A 19346-nucleotide genomic window follows, 5' to 3' on the forward strand; every position below is an offset into this window, starting at 1 on the left:
AACTCAGCTAACCGTCTGGTGGCTAACGTTGTGCGGACTGGCGCACGCTAAAAAAGCCTGGGACAAAGCCTCCCAGGCTCGTTCGCGTCACTTCTACATAGCCTTAATGCTCGCCGGCTAATCGCCTTTTAGCCCACTCTCTCAGGGACGATTTAAACCAACGTACATTTAAGCGATTAAACCACTTCACGGGTGAAAGGATCTTTGGAAATCCCCTTGTCCAAGATATCCTTGCTCCATTCCTTGGCGGAGAACAGGCTGTGGTCACGGTAATTGCCGCAACTGTACTTGTCCGTGCCTTGAACATCCTTCCATTCCGTATCAAAGGCAATCCGGTGTAAGGATGCCTTCAAGGCTTTGGCCACTTCTTCAGTGGATTGTTCCCCCCAAGTGATCAGGTGGAACCCGGTCCGGCAACCAAATGGTGAGCAGTCAATGACGCCGCTCATTTCGTCACGCAGGTAACCCGCTAACAAGTGTTCAATGGTATGTAAACCAGCCGTTGGAATTGCGTTTTCGTTCGGTTGGACTAACCGTAAATCAAAGTTCGAGATGACGTCACCTTTCGTGCCCGTTTCCCGTGTAATCAGCCGAACGTAAGGTGCTTTGACGGCCGTATGATCCAAAGTAAAGCTTTCAACTTTTGCCATAAATTGCCAACTCCTTTTTCCATTGATAGGTTTCGTTACTCTTCTACTGTACACCAAATGATAGCGCTTCTACCAATATTTACGTCATGATTTTTCTGCGGCTCAACACGGATGGTGTGAATCCCACCGTTGTGCGAATAAACACCGTGAACAGACACCTGCACCCCTAAGCTTAATGCTTATCAACAACATTGCGTTAGTTAGGTAACTTAATCGTCATCAAGACTAGTGGATGATGCCTGGCTAGCACCTTCGTAGCCGAGAGTTCGCCAAATATGGGTTCAGCCGCTGAAAAAGAGTGGGCCAACAGGCGGTTAACTGGCGAGCATTAACGGTGATAGGCGGATAATCCCGGTCTTGGATTATTTGCCTAGCAGTGTTAAGCGGAACCAGTTGCCTGTTGGCGCACGTTTCGGCCATGAGGCAACTTTGAGACGCGATTTTCGGCTCAAAGCGAGGCCGAGACCGCCTCTCAGGCTCGGTCCGGTCCGCCCACCGCGTTCCAACCCATATTTGGCGAACGGTAGGCGGCCATCCTCCACAACAGGGCGAAATCACTTAGTTAAGAATTTGCCAAAATGCTTAAATTTGTGGGTGTCTGTGGCCGCGTCATTCGGCAATGCGGTTATACTGGACCACGTAATTGGGGAGGGATTATCATGCAAAATACACCTTTACCACCACGGCGGCCGGAATTTACCCCCCGCCGGCATCGGGGATGGCGGTTACTCTTCATTTTGCTGGGCGGCCTGCTGCTGATTGGCGGCGTGTGGGGCTGGCGCGCCTGGCATTCCGCACAACAAACCTTTTCGCAAACGTACCACGCGGTGGGCCGGCCCAGTGATACGACCATCACCAGTGGCAAGCCGTTTGCGATTCTCCTACTGGGTACCGACACCGGGGCGTTGGGGCGCCACCAGGTTGGTCGCACGGACACCATGATTGTGGCGACCATCGACCCCCAGAAACAAACGGCCACGCTGACCAGCATTCCGCGCGACACCCTCGTGGACATTTACGGCAGCCAACAAGACGATGAAAAAATCAACGCCGCCTACCCGCTGTACGGCGCCAGCGCCACGTTGAAGACGGTCGAGCATTTGGTCAACGTGCCCATCCACTACTACGTGTTGCTGAACATGGGCGGCCTGGAAAAGATGATCAACGCGGTCGGCGGCGTAACGGTCGACCCGCTACTGACCTTCCATTACGAACAGGCCAACGTCACCAAGGGCACCAAGATTCACTTGAACGGCGCCAGTGCCCTGGCCTACTCGCGGATGCGTGACCAGGACCCCCTGGGCGATTACGGCCGGCAAGCCCGGCAACGCCAAATCATCAAGGCCCTGGTGCTCAAGGAGGCCAGCCTCAGTTCTTTGGTCCGCTACCAAACGGTCTTGAAGTCGCTGACGCACAACCTGCAAACCAACCTGACCTTTGACGACCTAATGTGGCTGCGCACCAAAGACGGCCACACCAGCCGCCACATCAAGTCGGCCACGCTGCAGGGCCAACCGGCGACCATCAACGGCATCGATTACCAAATCGTGCCACAAAGCGAGATCACGGCGGTCTCCAACCAACTGCGCCAGGATCTGGGATTGGCCCCGGCCACGTCATTCGTAACGGACGCCTTGGAACCAACCGGATTTTAGTGACCTAACTGAATTGACGAAAAAAGTCTGGGAAATTTTACCGTCTCCCAGACTTTTAGCATGCTTATTTTTTCCCCTGACGAATCTGCCAAATGTGCCAGCCAATCATCAAAATACTGGCGTCGGCCAACACGGTGCCGATAGCGATCAACAAGTTGCCCGCCGACGTCACCATCAGCCCTGAGGTCAACGGGAACCGCGCCAGCAAGGCTAGTAACGTCGTGATCCACAGGCTCCCCAGGATGGCGGGAAACCAAGAGTCCGCGTGGCGCTGGTGATGCCACCAGGTCAGCCCGGTCACGATCACGGCAAAGGCAATCAGAGCGACACTTCCGCCACCACGGGTCAGGTAGAGCAAGCCCGCGGCCGGAACTGTCTGGGCGGCCATCCGCATCGCGACCACCAAGGCCACGATGATGACCAGCCAACTCAAGACCTGCCCCTGTGCCCCCAGGTGTTGGCTCACCCAGATGCCCAACGCCATGGCGATGACAAATAGGCCGAACTGGACCGCAATCAAGAGGCCTTGCAGCGGCACAGCTGGTAGAATGGCCGCCGGTAAAATGACCCCGAGCACAAAAATCAGCACGGGTACCAGCAGATCCCAGCTCCACCACGTCGGGCGTTGCCGCGCACTGCCGAGTTTTACGGCCGCCGCCTGTGCGTCCATCCCGTAAAATTGTGCCGTCGTTTGCCCGTTGGATTGGGCCACCAAGACCTGCGGCAACTGTTCACGCAAGAAGCGCTGTAGCTTGCCATCATCAGCAAAACGGGGTTGTTGCTTGAGTGCTGCGACCAGTTCGTCCCAGTACGCTTGATTTTCTGGCGACAACTGACTGCGCAGTTCTTGATTTTGTTCCGCAATTGTTAAGCGGTTTGCCAAATTGGCCACTCCTCTCATGGTTAACTTTCTCTCCCTATGATAAGGAAGTTGCCGCCAAATTACCACTGGTTTAACGACTAGGCCAACTGCCAGCCTAGCCACAGCCCACCGGCCGCCAACAAGAGACCCCCGCCGACGCTCAAGAATAAGTACCCTGCAGCGGCCACGAACCGGCGTTGGTCCAACAGCATCACGACTTCATGGCTAAAGGTCGAATAGGTCGTGAACCCACCCAACGCCCCGGTGCCGAGCAAAACTAGCCACAGCCGAGCAATCTGCCAACCGGTCAGAAGCCCCAGCAATGCGCACCCTAGCCAGTTGATCAGCAGCGTCGCCAGTGGCCAATGATTGCCATAAATGGTCTGCACCCACCGCGTCGTGCCGTACCGGGCCAATGCCCCCAACGCGGCTCCCAAACCAGCCACACCGGCCATCACTGTTCCTCCAGGCGAAAGGTTCCCCACCGCCGGGCAATCCAGACGCCGGCCGCGCTACAGCACGCACCCCCGAGAAGCGTTGCCAATACATAACCGCTGGCCAGGCCCCAGTGCTGCGCGGTTATCAGCCGAACCGTCTCCACGCCAAACGTCGAAAAAGTCGTAAAGGCTCCGCAACCGCCGACCCCTAGGCCCACAGTCAATGCCGTGGGCCAATTCGCCGTGAGTCGCTTGGCGTGTGACAGCCAAGCCAACACACCACTGCCGGTAAGGTTGATTACCAGCGTCATCCAGGGAAACCCCGTTCCCACGGGCACCAATTGCCCCAGCAGGTATCGGCTACTGCCGCCGATAAACGCAAAAAAGATAATAGAAATAATGGTCACACCCATAGCCCCCTAAAAATTATCTTTTCATTATATCAAAAAAAGAGTCTGAGAAAAAACAATCTCAGACCCTTGTATGTTACCTTTAAATAGCCGAAACGTGCGCCAACGGACAACTGGTTCCGCTTAACCGCCTGTTGGCCCACTCTCTTTCGGTAAAATCAATGGGTTTTGACCACGAGATCTAACGCGGCCTGAAGCTTGGCCTGTTGAGCCGTGTCCAGTTGACTATCTGCCAAACACTGTTTCACGTTTTCAGCGGCGACCACGCCCATCATCCGGTCAACCCCGGAGCGGACGGCGGCCAACTGCGTCAAGACATCCTGACAATCTCGGCCTTCCTCGACCATTTTCAGGATGCCTTGCAACTGACCATCGGCGCGCCGTAAACGATTCTTAAGTTGCGTTGCCGTCGTTTGTACCACTAAGCGCTCACCTCAGTCAGCTTCTCGTCGATGTACTTCTTGAGGGCCGCCTTGGGGTGGAAGCCGACGACCTTTTCCGTTGGCATGCCATTCTTGAAGACCACTAAGGATGGGATGCTCATGATGCCCAGTGACTGTGCCAATTCCTGGTTTTGGTCGACGTCGAGCGAAGCAAACTTCACCCGATCACCGTACTCTTCGTCCAGCTGCTCCAGCACCGGTGTCTGCATCTTACATGGGCCACACCAGGTCGCCCAAAAATCAACGACCGTCACCGCCGTGTCGTCCCCAACGTGTTCAAAGTCCTTGCTCGTGATTGCTTGCATTTGGAAAAATCCTCCTCAAAATTTGTCAATGGACTCATTATACCCCAGGGGGTATGGATTGCCAAGAAAAATGCTCGTGCCGGTTTTCAAAACCGCGCTGCGTCAGTATTCTTGCTGTATAAGCTCGAAGATGCCGCATACAGTCCCAGCAATTAAGCCAAATTCTATAACAATCTTTGCTTCGAATCATCCCAGCAAAAAACGAGCCCGGGACAAAACCTCCCGGGCTCGTTCGCGTCACATTTACATAGCCAAAACGTGCACCAAAAGGCAGCCGGTTCCGCTTAAAACTACTAACCAAACAATCCAAACCCAGGATTATTTGGTTAGCAGCCTTAATGCTCGCCGGCTAATCGCCTTTTGGCCCACTCTCTTTTTCAGACGATGTATTAGTCTTCCTTATCAGCGAATTCAGGATCAGCGTCCATCCCCGCCGTCAACCGCGGTTTGTTGTTGCCGCGCTTGGTTTCTTTTTCCACGGCCTGTTGGGCTACCAGGTTCAGGTAGTTGAACGGGTCATCGAAGTTCGGGTTGAACAGCATGTCCACAAAGGCCAAGTCGTCAATCGTGTTGCGGTTTTGAATCGCAATCGAAATGGCGTTGGCTGATTGGGCCACCTCATGTTTGCTGAGCAGCTGGGCACCTAAGATGCGCCGGTTTTCCCGGTTGTAGACCAGGTTGATGGTCAAATCATCTGTCGATGGCATGTAACCTGGCCGCCAGGTGCCTTCGAAGGTGACCATGTCGGCATCGAGGCCGGCATTAACGGCGTGGTCAATGGTCAACCCGGTTGATGCCAAGGTCCGCCCGAAGATCTGCATGGCCGACGTCGCTTGGGTCCCCATGTATTTCTGGATATTACCAAAGACGTTGATTCCGGCCAGCATCCCTTGACGCACCGCATTGGTGGCCAGTGGCGTGTAGGCTGGTTTGCCCGTTGGGTTGAAGTTGACGACGCTGGCGTCCCCACAGGCGAAAATGTCTGAGTTGGACGTTTGCACGTAGTCGTTGATGATGATGGCGCCGTGCCGGTCCATTTCAACTTGGCCCCGCAAGAGTTCCGTATTAGGCACGAACCCGGTGCAGACCACTGCTAGGTCAGCCGTGAAGTCGCCGTTCGTGGTTTCGATGACCAGTTCGCCGTCGTCATTACCCGTGAAGGACGTGACGCGCCGGTTCAAGAGAACCTTGACGCCATGGTCTTGCAAAATGTTGACGATGTGATCGGACAAGCCCTTGTCGACGTAATGGTTCAAAATGATGTCACGCGACTGGAACAATTGCACATCGTGGCCCGTCCGCGCATAACTTTCGGCCAATTCCGTTCCAATATAACCGGCACCCACAATGGCAATGCGCTTGTTGCCGGCAGCGGCCTTGTCGATGGCGACCGCTTGTTCATAGTTCTTACATAGCATAACCTTATCTTCATCGATACCAAAGATAGGTGGTACCGTCACGGTTGACCCCGTAGCCATGATCAGCTTGTCATAAGTATCCGTTGAAACGTCCCCAGACTCCATATCCACGACTTCGACCGACTTATTTTCTGAGTCGATCTTGATCACGTTGTGGCGAGTCAAAACTTTTGCCCCGGCTTCCGCAAGTTGTTCAGGTGAAGAATAGAACATGTCCTCAAGATGTTTGACCTGCCCATCAAGGAACAATGAAATCCCACAAGACAAGAAAGAAACGTTCGTGTGTCGTTCGTAAATGGTTACATCTGTTTCTGGATGATCACGCAAAATTTGTAGCGCTGCATTAGTGCCAGCGTGTGTACTACCAACAATGATGACTTTCATGTTTACCCTCCTACATGAAAAACGATTCTAAAGCTAGTCTACTTGAAACTTAGCGAAAGATAAATGACTTCGTCTCGGAAAAATCGTTGTTTCTAGCAAAAACCTCACACTTTCATTAAAATGGTTGACGAATGTGCATCGTGCACCAACTATTTTTGTGAAATCGTTATGCATCCATAAGCAAACTTATAATCGGCAAAACCGTTAAAATCACGGTTATCCGGACAAGTCCCCCAGGTCGACTTTGATCAAAATTTGTTAACTTTCCGGGCAAACGTCCACACCATAACCGGTATACTCCGATTGCCAACCGGTTGCGCGCAATGGGTCAAGTCACTGCTAGCGACCCTCAGCCAGCGCCTAACGCCCAGCCCATCCGCTTTTGATTAATCACCCGCTAAGTTAAGCGAACCACTCGGGCGTGCCGCAATTGGTGATTTTTAGCCATTATTTTTGATAAGTTACAATTGGCTTGATAACTGACCTTAAAATCACTATGATACGGATAGTTGGTTCGTGATACGTTCTGACCTTAAGCACTGTGATAGATGATAGGAATCACTGTCTATAGATGCACTCCCCCCAAAACAAGTGATTTATTAACAGATTCCTAAATAGAGGCCCTAAGTAATCCGCATGTTACTTAGGGTCTTTTCTTTGGCCAAAGTGACGGGTCTAGCCCCGCCGCGTACTTCGCCAGTACTGCCAGCCTTGGCGCGCCAAAAACGGCACCGCCAGCAGGCCCAAGAACAGCCAGGTAAAGTTCTCGCGGATAAACGGCGTGTTGCCAAAGAAATAGCCAACAGCCGAACAGCTGACGACCCAGATGAAGCTCCCCAGTAGGTTTAAGAAGCGAAACTGCCGCCAGTCCATGTCCGTTGTGCCGGCGATGATGGGCACAAACAGGCCGACAAACGGGATAAACCGCCCTATCAGTAAGGTCTGGTCTTCGTTGTTGGTAAAGACCGCCGTTGCCCGTGCCACCTTTTGTTCCGGCAAGCGCTGAATCAATTTCTCCTGATAGTCGCCCCACTTGCGGGTGGTCAAATACTTGACCGCCGACCCAGCCGTCGCCGCCAACGTGAACATGACGATCAGCCACCAGATGTTCAGCCGTGACTGGGGATAAGCCGCAATCGACCCCATCATAAACAGTAACGATTGCCCGGGAATAAAGGAAAAGATCAACATGCCCGACTCCAAAAATATCAGAAAAAATAAGACCGGATAAATTCCCGCCCCCAACTGATTGGTCAGGGGAACTAGGACGGTTAGGGGGTGCCAAACGACCTCCCAAATCAATGCGATTAGACTCACGGGTCCACCTCCTCATTCGTTATTTTAACGGCCTCACTTTGCGTTTTGTGACCCCCGCCTGCCGTCACCTTCAGTCAGTAATTGCCGCGTAGCCGGTCGGTCAGGTGACTTCAGTGCTTGCTAGCCGTGGCTTTTCTATAATTATTATTATAAATGGTTAACGGCCACCGGTAAGTCAAAACTACCGGAAACTTTCGCCGTTACCCCTTCGGTAGGTCGCCAAACGGTCCGTCAACTTGCTAATTTTATGTAAACGGTTCTTAACTTTGACCAATCTCGCTCCCCTGTCGCCGCTTTTTGGCAAGTGTCGCCGGTGACTAACGCTACTCAACTGACTATTTCCATTATAGAAGGTCAAATTAATTTGTCAGCAAGTTATCATCGGGAATTTACCACCACCAAATGAAAAAGCGGCCACAAACCTGATAAGACCGGCCTGTAACTGCGATTTGCATACACCTGTTTTTTTGAAAAATTGGTCTGGCAATGGCCTTATCAGGTGGAAACCACCATTCAGCTTACCAACGATTGACAGCCAACGCCGTTATTAGTAAATTTATGAAACCAATCAATTGCACCTAATCGCCATTGGCGTTACACTACAATCAAGTTAGTAACAACGAGTGTTACTAACGAAGTCGTACCAAATCTTAATACTCTTTACGAGCAGCAATTAGCACTCCCCCAAAGTATCTAACCCTGCTCGTATCCCCCCTCAAGCCACGACTCTTCTCGTGGCTTTTTTGTCGTCTCCAACCCAACGCTTGCTACAGGGGCGATAATGGCCGCCTACCGTTCGCCAAATATGGGACTGGAACGTGGTGGGCGGACCGATTGAGCCAAGGGGCGGTCTCAATCTCGCTTTGAGCCGAAACCCGCGTCTCAAAGACGCCAGTTCCCTAAACGGCAAAGTCCACCGTTAAGGGAACTCCCACGACTGAGCCCATATTTGGCGAACTCTCGGCTACGGTGGTGCCTGTCAGCAGCAAGCGGTGAAGTTGGCTGGTGTCAGTTGGCAGTGGTCGCGACACCAGTGGGTCTGCACGACCAGTCCGACGGCGGTGGTCAGAGGTAAATCGCGTGGCGCGCCATTACTTGGTTCGTCAACGTTCCGATTCATATTTGGCGAACGGCAGGCGGCCAGCTTAGCACCCGCGTCTCAAGATGGCCACATAGCCGAAACGTGTGCCAACTGGCAACTGGTTCCGCTTAACACTGATAGACAAATAATCCAGAACCAGGATTATCCGTCTATCACCGTTAATGCTCGCCAGTTAACCGCCAGTTGTCACACTCTTTTTTTCAGTCCAGGACCTGGACGCCGACGCCGATGAGGCCGGGGCCCGTGTGGACGCCGAGGGCGGGCGACACGTCGCCAGCATACCAGTGGGCGACCTGCGGATACTTGGCCTGAAGCTGAGCCAAGACGTCTTGGCGCAACTCGGGATTGGCGCCATCGCACACGGCGATGTTGACGTGCTGGGCATCCCCCACGGCCGCATCGATCAACGCCAGTAATTTTGTGATAGTTCGCTTCTCGCCGCGGACCTTAGCGATCGGGTAGTAGACCCCCTCCGCATCACAGGAGATAATGGGCTTCACGTTCAGTAAGGTCCCGGCCATGCCGGCAACCTTGCCAATGCGCCCACCCGCCTGGAGGTATTTCAGACTGGGCACGTAGAAGAAGACCTTGGTCTGCGCCGTGACGCGTTCGACTTCTTGAACAATCTGGTCAAAGCTGTGGCCGGCATCCCGCAATTGCGCCGCGTAGATGGCCGCAAAACCACTACCGATTCCCACGCTACGGGTATTGATGACGTGGACCGTCAGCGGTGAATCGGCCGCCAACAGCTGGGTCTCTTGAAAGGTCCCCGATAGCGCCGCGGAAATGCACACGGCAATCACGTGGGTGTATCCCGACGCCTGAATCCGGTCGAAGGCGTCCACGATCATTTTACCCGTGGGACTGGCGGTCGTCGCCGGTTCAGTGGCCTGGCGCCGATAAAATTCGGCCGGCGTGATCGTTAGGCGGTCCTCATAGACCCGGTCGCGAAAGATCACGTTCATCGGCATCAACGCCATATCGGCAGCTTTCAACACATCTGCCGGGACGTCGGAACACGAATCCACTAAAATGGCGATTTTTTCTGGTTGCATAGGAGTTACCTCATTTCTGCTAGTTTCACGTTTTGATGATAACTGCTATTATAGCGCAATCATCTAGTTTTGAAAACTAGGTCATCTGCCATTTGTTATGAAACGGTCGAAACCAATCGTCTAATTTGCTTTTACACCTAGTCGCTGACGCAATCTGTCAGGGCCACCACCTTTTGGCCGAAAAAAGTTTTTCCCCATTCATTTAAGCTGCGGCTAATTCTGTCATTAGGTCCTGCCACCGATTCACCGCCGCCGTCAATCCCGTTACTATTTTGTGCAGAATTCACACAGTTTGGTAGGGAACGCATGGAAACGGCACCATAAAAATCCCTATCCGCGCTAGACCGCCCGACAACGGGTTAAAAAAGTTAATTGCTTTGATATAAAATGTTTTTTGGCCCGCCAAAAATTATCCCCAACACGGTTGACATTGCGGCTAAATGGCCTATACTTACTGATGGAATTGAAGCGCGTCATTATCGTCAGTTTCGTAAATTTTGCCATTATTCGCACCATTTTCGCCACGCTGACGCGACAACGCGTTTACCAGGAAAAGCAGAAAGTCAATTCGACTACCTGAATTTCTAAGCCAATAGAAAAGAGGGATTTTATGAAGAATCATGAAACCAACGAGAAGAAGCACCATATGATCCAGTCCACTGGCAACGACCAGAAGAGTCTGGATGAAGTCAACGGCACGGTGGAGGTTCCGCAAAATGCGGGCTTCTGGCGCACACTGATGGCCTATACCGGCCCTGGTGCGCTGATTGCCGTCGGGTACATGGACCCCGGGAACTGGATCACGTCGATCGCCGGTGGTGCCCAGTACAAGTACACGCTGCTGACGGTGGTCTTGCTCTCTAGTTTGGTTGCCATGTTGCTACAAGCCATGTCCGCGCGACTGGGGATTGTGACCGGCAAAGACCTGGCACAACTGACCCGGGAACGGACCGGTAAGCGCACGGGATTTGTCCTGTGGATCATCACCGAGCTGGCCATCATGGCCACGGATATCGCCGAAATCATTGGGTCGGCTATCGCCTTGAAGCTGTTGTTCGGCTTCCCATTGATCGTCGGTATCATCATCACCGCCATGGACGTCTTGGTCCTGCTGGTCTTGATGAAGTTAGGTTTCAGAAAGATCGAAGCCATCGTCGCCACCTTGGTCGCCGTTATCCTCTTCGTCTTCTTGTACGAAGTGATTTTGGCCCAACCCCACATGGGGGAAGTGCTTCAAGGCTACCTGCCTTCCAGCAAGGTCGTAACTAACCACGGCATGCTCTACCTGTCCTTAGGGATCGTCGGGGCGACGGTGATGCCCCATGACTTGTACCTGGGGTCATCGATTTCGCAGACCCGGAGCTTTGATCGTAAGGACCGCAAGAGTGTGGCCCAAGCCATCAAGTTCACCACGATTGATTCCAACATTCAATTAACGTTGGCCTTCGTCGTCAACAGTCTGTTGCTGATCTTGGGTGCCGCCTTGTTCTTTGGCACCGACAGTGACCTAGGCCGCTTTGTCGACCTGTTCAACGCGTTGAGCGATAGCCAAATCGTCGGCGCCATCGCCAGTCCCATCCTAAGTATGCTGTTCGCCTTAGCCCTCTTATCATCCGGGCAAAGTTCAACCATCACCGGGACGCTGGCTGGGCAAATCATCATGGAAGGGTTCATCAACCTGAAGATGCCACTGTGGGCACAACGGTTGCTCACCCGGCTGTTGTCCGTGACGCCAGTCATCATCTTCGCCATTATCTACCACGGTAATGAAGCGAAGATTGAAAACCTCCTGACGTTCTCCCAAGTCTTCTTAAGTATCGCGTTGCCATTTGCCATGATTCCGCTGGTCGTCTTCACCAGTAGCAAGGACCTGATGGGCGAATTCGTCAACCGGACCTGGAGTAAGGTGCTTGGCTGGATCATCGCGGTCATCTTGATTATCTTAAACGTTTATCTGATTTTAAATACGGTGGGCATCGTCAAGTAAGCACACCACGCAACGGCTGGGACCAGGTCCTGGCCGTTTTTTTTGTATAAAACGGGGGCCAATCACAACGAGCCCCCGATGAGCTAGCGTTGACTTTCCCTTTAGTAGCGTGTATAACGGGAGAAAAGGTTCGCGAGGTGAGGTAATGACCCAATTAAAAATTGACCTGCGCACGCCGGATGTGGCGGACGCGCCGGCCCTATTTGCCCTGATTCAACAAGACCGAACTCATCTAGCCCGCTGGCTCCCCTGGGCAGCAACAACCCAATCGGTGGCTGACGAGCGCATCTTCTTGCGCTACTGTCAGGGGCGTATCGCCGACAAGCAGCTCTGGCTAGCCGTCATCTGGGTGGACGACCGGCCAGCTGGCATGATCGACCTGCACAATTTTCAGGACCGCCACGCCGACGTGGGCTACTGGCTCGGGCGCGATTTCCGCGGCCAAGGGGTCATTTCCCGTAGCCTGGCGCAGGTGGAAACGGTCGGCTTCGACCAACTGAACCTGGTCAAGCTAAACATTTTAGCGGCTACCGCCAACCACGCTAGCCGTCAGGTCGCCGAGCGCAACCACTACCATTTGGACGGCATTTTGCGCCAGCACATCCCCGTCACCACGGGCTTTGCTGACGCGGCTATCTATTCGAAACTCGCTACTGAACAGTAACATCACCTGCAAAAAGGAGGTCCGTGACGTTGGTCACAGGCCTCCTTTTTTATTTTAATTTTGAATAATCTAAGCGCGTTGGCCGCCATCGACGGTGAATTCCGCACCGTTGGCAAATTTGGACTCGTCACTGCCCAGGTAGACGCAGACTTCGCCGATATCTTCGGGTTCGCCCATGTGGCCGACCGGAATGCCAGCGATGATTTGCTTGCGGGCCGCTTCGGGAACGATGGCCGTGTCGATCCAGCCCGGGTGGACCGAGTTGACGCGGATGGCGATCTTCCGTTGGGCCAGGTTCAGGGCCGTGGCGTGCGTTAACAGGCGCGTGCCGCCCTTGCTAGCGGAATAGGCTGGGGCAAATGGCAAGCCCACCAGGCCGGCAACGGAGGACACGTTGATGATGGACCCCTTGGCGTCGGCGGTGTCTTTCATGGCATGAATGGCCGCCTTTTCGCCTAGGAAGTTCGCCGTCAAGTTAACGTCAATGACCTTTTGCCAATCATCTAAAGATAAATCTTCAATGGCGCCATTCACGCCGCCAATACCGGCATTGTTGACCAGGATATCAACGCGGCCAAACTTGGCGACCGTGGCGTCGATGACCTTTTGCCAGTCGGCTTCCTTAGCCACATCCTGTTGGACGAACAGGCTCACATCTTCACCAAATTTGGCAACGGCGGCGTGACCACCATCAACGTTGTGGTTGGCCGTCAGCACGACCTTGGCCCCTTCACGGACGTAGCAAGTCGCAATACCGAGGCCGATACCAGCCACCCCACCCGTAATAATCGCAACTTTACCTTTTAAACGATCTGTCATCATCAATCACCCTTTCAGCTTTTTGTACTTGTTCAGGTTATCACATCTTGCTTGATAATCACAATAATTTTGCCTAATGATGACTGCTTTGCACATTGAGTTGTGATGACAATGATTAAGGCTGATTGATAGTGGTTTTAGGTCCATGCAAAAAGGGACAGCCCATCCAGGCCATCCCTTCAAAAATCCTATTTCAAAACCCTAAAACGTATGTGGCAAAATCAACCCACCAGTCTCATCGTCATTCGGGTGGTCGCGCTTAACGACCAGTTCCTGGTTGACGAAGCTGGAGATCCCGGTTTGACCCAGTTCACGGCCGAAGCCGGACTTCTTGACGCCACCGAATTCCAGTTCTGGCAAGGAGCTGAAGAAGGTGTTGACGAAGACCATACCCGTTTCGATGCGGGAGGCTAATTTGGCACCTGCTTCTTGACTGCCGGCGAAGACGATACCGCCCAGCCCGTAGTCGGCGTCGTTGGCCAATGCGACTGCGGCGTCGTCATCGGCAACCTTGTAGACTTGGGCGACGGGACCAAACATTTCCTTCCCGTATGCCGGGTTGTTCTTGTCGATGTCCGTCAAGATGGTTGGCATGAAGAATTGCCCGTCATCATCGATCGGTTCGTGCACGTAGTAGGCCGTGGCCCCACCCGCGATGGCTTCGTTGACCTGAGCTTGGAGCTTTTCCTTGGCCTTCTTGGAGTTCATTGGCGCCAGCGTCGTTTCTGGATCCATCGGGTCGCCCATCTTCACGGATGAGAAGGCCGCCTTCAGGGAGGCCAGGAATTCGTCGTAGTGGTTGGCCGTCACGATAAAGCGCTTGGATGACGTGCAGACCTGGCCCGCGTTGTAGAGCCGTGCCCGCGGTGCAATCGCGTTCACATCGGCCATATTGGCGTCGTGAGCCACGATAAAGGCATCGACCCCACCGAGTTCCATGGTGTTTTTCTTCAAATACTTCCCGGCAACTTCGGCGACCGCGGTCCCCCCACGTTCGGAACCAGTCAGCGCGACCCCTTGGACCCGCTTATCCGCAACGACGTCTGAGACTTGGTCGTAGGACAAGAACAGGTTGGTCAGTGCACCGTCTGGGGCGCCAGCGCGGCGGACGGCGTCTTCAAAGGCCAACGCTGAAGCCGGCGTGATGGCCGCATGCTTGTACACGATGGGGTCACCCACCGCAAAGTTAGGCGCGAAGATCCGCATCATTTGGTAGTATGGGAAGTTCCATGGTTCTACCGCCAGTAAGACGCCTAAGGGATGGTTTTCCAATTGCGCTTCCCCGGCAATAGTTTCAATCTTCCGTGGGGTCAGGAGTTCGGCAGCATGGTCGGCGTAGTAGTCGGCAATCATGGCACACAGAATCACTTCACCCTTGGCTTCGGTGTAGAGCTTGCCCATTTCCGTCGTCAGGACCTTGGCGAGGCTATCCGTTTCGTCACGGAAAATCTGTGCTAACTTGTGCAGGACCGGTGTCCGGGTAAAGACCGGGTCGTTGCGCCATTCTTTGTATAACTTTTGCGCTTTGGCGAGACTTTCTTCGACGTATTCGGGTGTTGCGTTTTCATAGGTTTTAACCACTTCATTGGTATAGGGATTGGTAGTTTGGTAGGCCATCTTAATTTCCTCCTTATGGGGCTTTTGACGTTCACAATGTAACCCCTTACGAGAACTACTATACCCGTGACATCCTTATAATACCAGCCTTTTGTTTGTGATGTTTTCCGCAAATTGTTTGTGAAACTAGCTGTGTTATCCATTTTCAACCGGTTGCATTTCTCGAATTGGTCTACCATATTTTCGACAATCAGGGGGTGCGATCAACCAACAAATTTGACCGGCCCTCAAGTGGGGTCGCAAGACTAAAATGTGCCGCGGGGCAGCCGCTGAAAAACCATTAAAAAAAGGATCCGGAAAAATTTCCAGGTCCCCCAAGTTTGTTGCCTAAAGTTATGAAGCGTCTAACTCAACTTCCAACGATCCAAAATCCCGTTGAACAGCCGGTTAGCCGTTGTAATTTGGTCCAAGACAGTCCGCGGGTTCGCCGTGAAGTTGTCGTCAGCCCATTTGTTGATGATGCCTAACGCCCCGGCAGCAATGAATTCTGCGGACGTGTCGATGACATCTTCTTTTAAGTACCGGTACTCGGGCATTGCGTGAAGCAAAATTGACAGTCGTGATGCCACAAATTCATTCATCGATTGGCGCCAAACCCCATCATCGTACGGGTAGGCGTTCAAGAAAATCTTCGAATGATCGGCGATGCGTTCTAACAGTTGAATCACTGCCGGTCGCCAGTTCTCTAAGGTCAAGGTCATCGGTTGCTCATGCCGTGGCGCCTCAATAATGAAGTGCTCATACACAAACGCCAACAACTCATATTTATCCGCGAAATAGTAATAGAACGTTTTACGGTGAACTTCCGCCTCATCCGCAATCTCACGAACCGTGATCTTATCAAACGTATTGTGGTTCAACAACGAAGCCAAGGCCTCCGCAATTCGCTCCTTAGTTTCTGATGCAGCCATCGTGATACCTCCAATCATTTACACACTATCTATGTTTAAGTATTGCACGTTACTAGGCATCCCCCCCGGAAGCTAGCAACTGTCACTAACGTCCTAAGCTGACTAAAATTATACGCGTTCTCCCGCCAGAAGAAACCCCTTTCGCGAAAAAAAGCCGCAATTTTAGCAACCGATTATGTCTATTAATAATCGTACGCTAGAGTATTTGAACAGGATTGATTATAGCATATCTTGGGACTGATTGCGTGATAGATTTGTGTGTAACACTTAAATCGCACGCAATTTGTCAGAATTTAGGGGGTCTCTGGCAAAATCACGTGGTCTTCGTTCGTTTTTAGCTGGCCTTCTAGCCGCAAGAGCGCTTGTTTACGCGCCAAGCCGCCAGCGTAGCCTGTCAATTCCCCGCCACCGGCAACCACCCGATGACACGGAATCACGAGACTGATCGGATTGTGTCCGACCGCTCCACCAATCGCCTGAGCACTAACGAAGTGGCCCACTTGGTCACCGACCACTGTCGCTAGCGTCCCGTACGTTGTCACCTCACCATAAGGAATTCGCCGCAGCTGGTCCCACACCGCCTGACGAAACGGCGTGCCTGTGGGTTGGACCGCGAAGTCTACGGTCGGATTTTCGCCAGCAAAGTAGGCGTCCAGCCACGCCTGCACCTTGGCAAAAATGGGCCGTTGCTCCAGCAAGGTTAACCTGGGCAACGTGCTACCGTAATATTTTTGATCCACAAACCACAGGCCGTTGAGGGCCAGTCCATCTGACATCGCTGTCATTGGCCCCAGCGGTGTGTTGAGCTGCTGTTTGAGCATGGCAATTCCACCTTTTTGTCTTATTTTACCATTAAAAAAGCGAGTGGGCTAATTTGCCTACTCGCTGATTTAAATGACTGAAGTTTAGTGGTATAAATCAAAGCGACCCTTGGCCAAGGTGGTACTCAAATGGGCACTTTCCATCAAGGAACGGTCGGTGATGATCTTCTTCATCGCGGAAGCCACGTACCCGTGAATCTTCTTCTTACTACTGAAGATTTCGCCGATACCGTCACGGTCACTCAAGGAAGCCACGGTCCCGCTAGACTTGTAAACAAACGGCCGCGTTTCGTGACCACGCAGAGCCAAGCCGATGTTCTTGGCGGCATGGGACCCACAGGCCAGGGCGATTTGCGCCGTCGTCGGGTATGGCCGCCCGCTGTCGGGATCCATGACCGCAGCGACATCCCCCACGATGTAAACCTCGGGGTGGCCTTCCAAACTCAGGTCGTCCTTGACCACGACCCGGTTACGCCGTTGTTCGAAACCGGAGTCCGCAATGACCTGCGAGCCACTGACCCCCACGGTCCACACGATGGTGTTAGCCTTGACTTCGTGTTCCGCCTCGTCATCGCTGTTCTTATCTTGGTAAACGACCGCGCCCGGCTTGATTTCGGTGATGGCCGCACCCAGCTTCATTTCGATGTGGTGCTTGGACATGAAGGCCAACGCGTAGTCTGCCAGGGACTTGTCAAACATTGGCAAAATGCTCTTGCCCATTTCCAGACAAACGACCTTGAAGGCTGGCGTGTTGTAACGCGTCTGCAGCTTAGGCAAGGATTGGCTGAGTTCCCCTAACAGTTCGATGCCGGTAAAGCCGGCCCCACAAACGGCGATGGTCAAATCGTTTTCGTCTTGCGTTTGGGCGTAGTTCTTGGCCTTTTCTTCAATGTGTTGGTAAACCGCTTCGGACGTTTCCAAATCATCCATTGGTAAGGCGTTTTCGGCGGCGCCCTTCAGCCCGAACGTTTCGGACTGGAAGCCCAGCGCCAAGACCAGATAGTCATAGGTCAGTGGTGCATGGTTCTCCAAGGTGACTTGCTTTTGGTCCACGTCAACGTTGGTGACCGTGTCCCGGATAAAGTTGACCCGACTACCAATCACGTCATTGATCTCATAAGTAATCCGTTCCGGCGCAATGGTCCCCGCCGCAACCTCATGCAAATTCGTCTTTTCTGTGTGCGTTCCCGTCTTATCGACCAGCACAATCTGGTCTTCGCTAGGAACCTCGCGTTGCAAGAACTTAATGGCCCGCATACCGGCGTATCCGCCACCTAGAACTAAAATCGTTGCCATAATGAAACGACCCCTTTTCTGTTTTAGAAGTTCTCCCCGAACGCAGTCAGTCGTTAACATTTCCGATGATTAAAACGGTTACATTTTAACCAGTGACCACGACTCCCCCCATTTGGAAATCTGTGGATAATCTAACTGTCAGGGATGATTTATCTCTATTATACGGCTTATCAGGTGAAAAACCAGCTGGAAACAATCGTAATCTTTTTCACAATTAATCACACACAATTCAATCGCTGATATGTCAATGTTTAAACGGTTTTCCGCCTGACAAACTGGCATCGCTAATCATGTAGAATCATACCAAGAACTAGCCATTTCCGCCACCCATCCGCCTTCAAACTAAAATAGCGAAAACCAGTTGCCTGCGGCGGCCCCGCACTTTCCTCCCCCTTAAGCGTTTACGCCGGACCGAGAAGTCGTTTTAGCTGAAATTCACGGCCGAAACCGTTAAAGTAGACCTTAGTTAAGTCAATCGCAAAACTAGGAGGAATTTCATGACAACTTTAATTATTGGTGCCCACGGCCACGTCGGCCAGCACATCGTCAAGCAACTCGCCGCTACCGGTGAAACCGTTTATGGTGGGATTCGCAATGCCCAACAAGCGGACATCATCAAAGATCTTGGCGGGCAACCCCGGATGTTTGACCTGATGGGAACCGCCGACGCCATGGTCCCCGCAATGAATGATGTCGACACGGTGATTTTCTCCGCGGGGTCCGGCGGCAGTACCGGCGATGACATGACGCTAAACATCGACCTCGACGGCGCCATCAAGTCAATGATTGCCACGGAAAAAGCGGGCATCAAGCGCTTCATCATCGTGAGTGCCCTGGGCACCGACGACCGGTCCTTCTGGGAAAAGTCGGGCATTCGGCCATATTACGTGGCCAAGTACTACGCCGATGAGTGGCTGCGGCACCGCACCAACCTCGACTACACCATCGTTCGTCCCGGCCTCTTGACCAATGACGACCCGACCGGCAAGATCACGTTAGCCCCTGAAACCAGCGATACCCAAAGCATCGCCCGGGCCGACGTGGCCGCAACGGTGGTCGCCATCGTTCAACACCCACTACCAGGTAAGACGATTGAACTGGTCAACGGCGACGTGCCAGTGACCGACGCGGTCCAATCCGTTTAAACTTAAAAAGGAGCGTCTGGCGACAATCCCTGTCCCGACGCTCCTTTT

Annotated in this window: 18 protein-coding genes; 4 read left to right on the top strand and 14 right to left on the bottom strand. The window is 52.9% G+C overall.

Going from position 1 to position 19346, the window contains the following annotated elements:
• Window positions 1–176 precede the first annotated feature (176 nt).
• On the bottom strand, window positions 177–650 hold the full coding sequence (locus tag LKH74_RS05540) for an S-ribosylhomocysteine lyase (protein WP_135367290.1): 474 nt from the start codon (window positions 648–650) through the stop codon (window positions 177–179).
• A 659-nt stretch (window positions 651–1309) separates the two neighbouring features.
• Here LKH74_RS05540 and LKH74_RS05545 point away from each other — a divergent pair.
• Window positions 1310–2305, top strand: coding sequence for an LCP family glycopolymer transferase (locus tag LKH74_RS05545; protein WP_135367289.1), 996 nt, complete (start codon window positions 1310–1312; stop codon window positions 2303–2305).
• Between the two features lie 64 nt (window positions 2306–2369).
• Here LKH74_RS05545 and LKH74_RS05550 read toward each other — a convergent pair whose 3' ends face one another.
• From LKH74_RS05550 to LKH74_RS05585, 8 genes are all read right to left on the bottom strand, one after another.
• Window positions 2370–3197: a hypothetical protein gene (locus tag LKH74_RS05550; protein ID WP_434737650.1), complete on the bottom strand. Its 828-nt coding sequence runs from the start codon at window positions 3195–3197 to the stop codon at window positions 2370–2372.
• Window positions 3198–3265: 68 nt separating this feature from the next.
• Entirely contained in the window at window positions 3266–3622 is a 357-nt protein-coding gene (locus LKH74_RS05555) for a fluoride efflux transporter FluC (protein WP_287788565.1), read from the bottom strand.
• On the bottom strand, window positions 3622–4017 hold the full coding sequence (locus LKH74_RS05560) for a fluoride efflux transporter FluC (RefSeq protein ID WP_434737649.1): 396 nt from the start codon (window positions 4015–4017) through the stop codon (window positions 3622–3624). The genes LKH74_RS05555 and LKH74_RS05560 overlap by 1 nt, the downstream gene beginning before the upstream one ends.
• 155 nt (window positions 4018–4172) lie before the next feature.
• A complete protein-coding gene (locus LKH74_RS05565; protein ID WP_135367285.1) occupies window positions 4173–4436 on the bottom strand; it encodes a metal-sensitive transcriptional regulator in 264 nt (87 codons plus the stop codon).
• Window positions 4436–4762 (bottom strand): thioredoxin, encoded by a 327-nt coding sequence (trxA, locus tag LKH74_RS05570; RefSeq protein ID WP_135367284.1) that lies wholly within the window; start codon window positions 4760–4762, stop codon window positions 4436–4438. The genes LKH74_RS05565 and trxA overlap by 1 nt, the downstream gene beginning before the upstream one ends.
• A 389-nt stretch (window positions 4763–5151) precedes the next feature.
• Window positions 5152–6564 carry an FAD-dependent oxidoreductase gene (locus LKH74_RS05575; RefSeq protein WP_287788569.1) on the bottom strand — a complete coding sequence of 471 codons (1413 nt, stop codon included), beginning with the start codon at window positions 6562–6564 and terminating at the stop codon, window positions 5152–5154.
• Between the two features lie 675 nt (window positions 6565–7239).
• The gene (locus LKH74_RS05580; RefSeq protein ID WP_287788570.1) at window positions 7240–7881 is read right to left on the bottom strand and encodes a VTT domain-containing protein; all 642 of its coding nucleotides are present in this window, start codon (window positions 7879–7881) and stop codon (window positions 7240–7242) included.
• Between the two features lie 1302 nt (window positions 7882–9183).
• A complete protein-coding gene (locus LKH74_RS05585) occupies window positions 9184–10038 on the bottom strand; it encodes a DegV family protein (RefSeq protein WP_287788572.1) in 855 nt (284 codons plus the stop codon).
• 610 nt (window positions 10039–10648) lie between these two features.
• Between LKH74_RS05585 and LKH74_RS05590 the strand changes: the two genes are divergently transcribed.
• Both LKH74_RS05590 and LKH74_RS05595 read left to right on the top strand, forming a co-directional pair.
• Window positions 10649–12025 carry an Nramp family divalent metal transporter gene (locus LKH74_RS05590; protein WP_287788574.1) on the top strand — a complete coding sequence of 459 codons (1377 nt, stop codon included), beginning with the start codon at window positions 10649–10651 and terminating at the stop codon, window positions 12023–12025.
• A gap of 145 nt (window positions 12026–12170) precedes the next feature.
• Window positions 12171–12689 carry a GNAT family N-acetyltransferase gene (locus LKH74_RS05595; protein WP_287788575.1) on the top strand — a complete coding sequence of 173 codons (519 nt, stop codon included), beginning with the start codon at window positions 12171–12173 and terminating at the stop codon, window positions 12687–12689.
• Between the two features lie 69 nt (window positions 12690–12758).
• On the opposite strand, the gene LKH74_RS05600 is transcribed toward LKH74_RS05595, so the two are convergent.
• The 5 genes from LKH74_RS05600 to LKH74_RS05620 form a co-directional block, all read right to left on the bottom strand.
• The gene (locus LKH74_RS05600) at window positions 12759–13508 is read right to left on the bottom strand and encodes a glucose 1-dehydrogenase (RefSeq protein ID WP_287788576.1); all 750 of its coding nucleotides are present in this window, start codon (window positions 13506–13508) and stop codon (window positions 12759–12761) included.
• Between the two features lie 201 nt (window positions 13509–13709).
• Entirely contained in the window at window positions 13710–15125 is a 1416-nt protein-coding gene (locus LKH74_RS05605; RefSeq protein ID WP_135367277.1) for an NAD-dependent succinate-semialdehyde dehydrogenase, read from the bottom strand.
• A gap of 344 nt (window positions 15126–15469) precedes the next feature.
• Complete coding sequence (locus tag LKH74_RS05610; protein ID WP_135367276.1) at window positions 15470–16036, bottom strand: TetR/AcrR family transcriptional regulator; 567 nt, start codon at window positions 16034–16036, stop codon at window positions 15470–15472.
• 293 nt (window positions 16037–16329) lie between these two features.
• Window positions 16330–16857, bottom strand: a complete 528-nt coding sequence (locus LKH74_RS05615; RefSeq protein ID WP_287788578.1) for a methylated-DNA--[protein]-cysteine S-methyltransferase — start codon at window positions 16855–16857, stop codon at window positions 16330–16332.
• Window positions 16858–16941: 84 nt separating this feature from the next.
• Window positions 16942–18153: an NAD(P)/FAD-dependent oxidoreductase gene (locus LKH74_RS05620; protein ID WP_135367274.1), complete on the bottom strand. Its 1212-nt coding sequence runs from the start codon at window positions 18151–18153 to the stop codon at window positions 16942–16944.
• A gap of 497 nt (window positions 18154–18650) precedes the next feature.
• Between LKH74_RS05620 and LKH74_RS05625 the strand changes: the two genes are divergently transcribed.
• The gene (locus LKH74_RS05625; protein WP_287788579.1) at window positions 18651–19298 is read left to right on the top strand and encodes an SDR family oxidoreductase; all 648 of its coding nucleotides are present in this window, start codon (window positions 18651–18653) and stop codon (window positions 19296–19298) included.
• The last annotated feature ends 48 nt before the right edge of the window (window positions 19299–19346 follow it).

Source organism: Levilactobacillus sp. (assembly GCF_022646225.1).
GTDB classification, from domain to species: domain Bacteria; phylum Bacillota; class Bacilli; order Lactobacillales; family Lactobacillaceae; genus Levilactobacillus; species Levilactobacillus suantsaiihabitans.

What these genes read in the sequence shown, in the direction of transcription:
- LKH74_RS05545 (WP_135367289.1), top strand. Translation starts at nt 1,310, where the DNA reads ATGCAAAATACACCTTTACCACCACGGCGGCCGGAATTTACCCCCCGC.
- LKH74_RS05625 (WP_287788579.1), top strand. Translation starts at nt 18,651, where the DNA reads ATGACAACTTTAATTATTGGTGCCCACGGCCACGTCGGCCAGCACATC.
- LKH74_RS05610 (WP_135367276.1), bottom strand. Translation starts at nt 16,036, where the DNA reads ATGGCTGCATCAGAAACTAAGGAGCGAATTGCGGAGGCCTTGGCTTCG.
- LKH74_RS05585 (WP_287788572.1), bottom strand. Translation starts at nt 10,038, where the DNA reads ATGCAACCAGAAAAAATCGCCATTTTAGTGGATTCGTGTTCCGACGTC.
- LKH74_RS05615 (WP_287788578.1), bottom strand. Translation starts at nt 16,857, where the DNA reads ATGCTCAAACAGCAGCTCAACACACCGCTGGGGCCAATGACAGCGATG.
- LKH74_RS05590 (WP_287788574.1), top strand. Translation starts at nt 10,649, where the DNA reads ATGAAGAATCATGAAACCAACGAGAAGAAGCACCATATGATCCAGTCC.
- LKH74_RS05600 (WP_287788576.1), bottom strand. Translation starts at nt 13,508, where the DNA reads ATGACAGATCGTTTAAAAGGTAAAGTTGCGATTATTACGGGTGGGGTG.
- LKH74_RS05595 (WP_287788575.1), top strand. Translation starts at nt 12,171, where the DNA reads ATGACCCAATTAAAAATTGACCTGCGCACGCCGGATGTGGCGGACGCG.
- LKH74_RS05620 (WP_135367274.1), bottom strand. Translation starts at nt 18,153, where the DNA reads ATGGCAACGATTTTAGTTCTAGGTGGCGGATACGCCGGTATGCGGGCC.
- LKH74_RS05540 (WP_135367290.1), bottom strand. Translation starts at nt 650, where the DNA reads ATGGCAAAAGTTGAAAGCTTTACTTTGGATCATACGGCCGTCAAAGCA.
- trxA (WP_135367284.1), bottom strand. Translation starts at nt 4,762, where the DNA reads ATGCAAGCAATCACGAGCAAGGACTTTGAACACGTTGGGGACGACACG.
- LKH74_RS05555 (WP_287788565.1), bottom strand. Translation starts at nt 3,622, where the DNA reads ATGGCCGGTGTGGCTGGTTTGGGAGCCGCGTTGGGGGCATTGGCCCGG.
- LKH74_RS05575 (WP_287788569.1), bottom strand. Translation starts at nt 6,564, where the DNA reads ATGAAAGTCATCATTGTTGGTAGTACACACGCTGGCACTAATGCAGCG.
- LKH74_RS05560 (WP_434737649.1), bottom strand. Translation starts at nt 4,017, where the DNA reads ATGGGTGTGACCATTATTTCTATTATCTTTTTTGCGTTTATCGGCGGC.
- LKH74_RS05605 (WP_135367277.1), bottom strand. Translation starts at nt 15,125, where the DNA reads ATGGCCTACCAAACTACCAATCCCTATACCAATGAAGTGGTTAAAACC.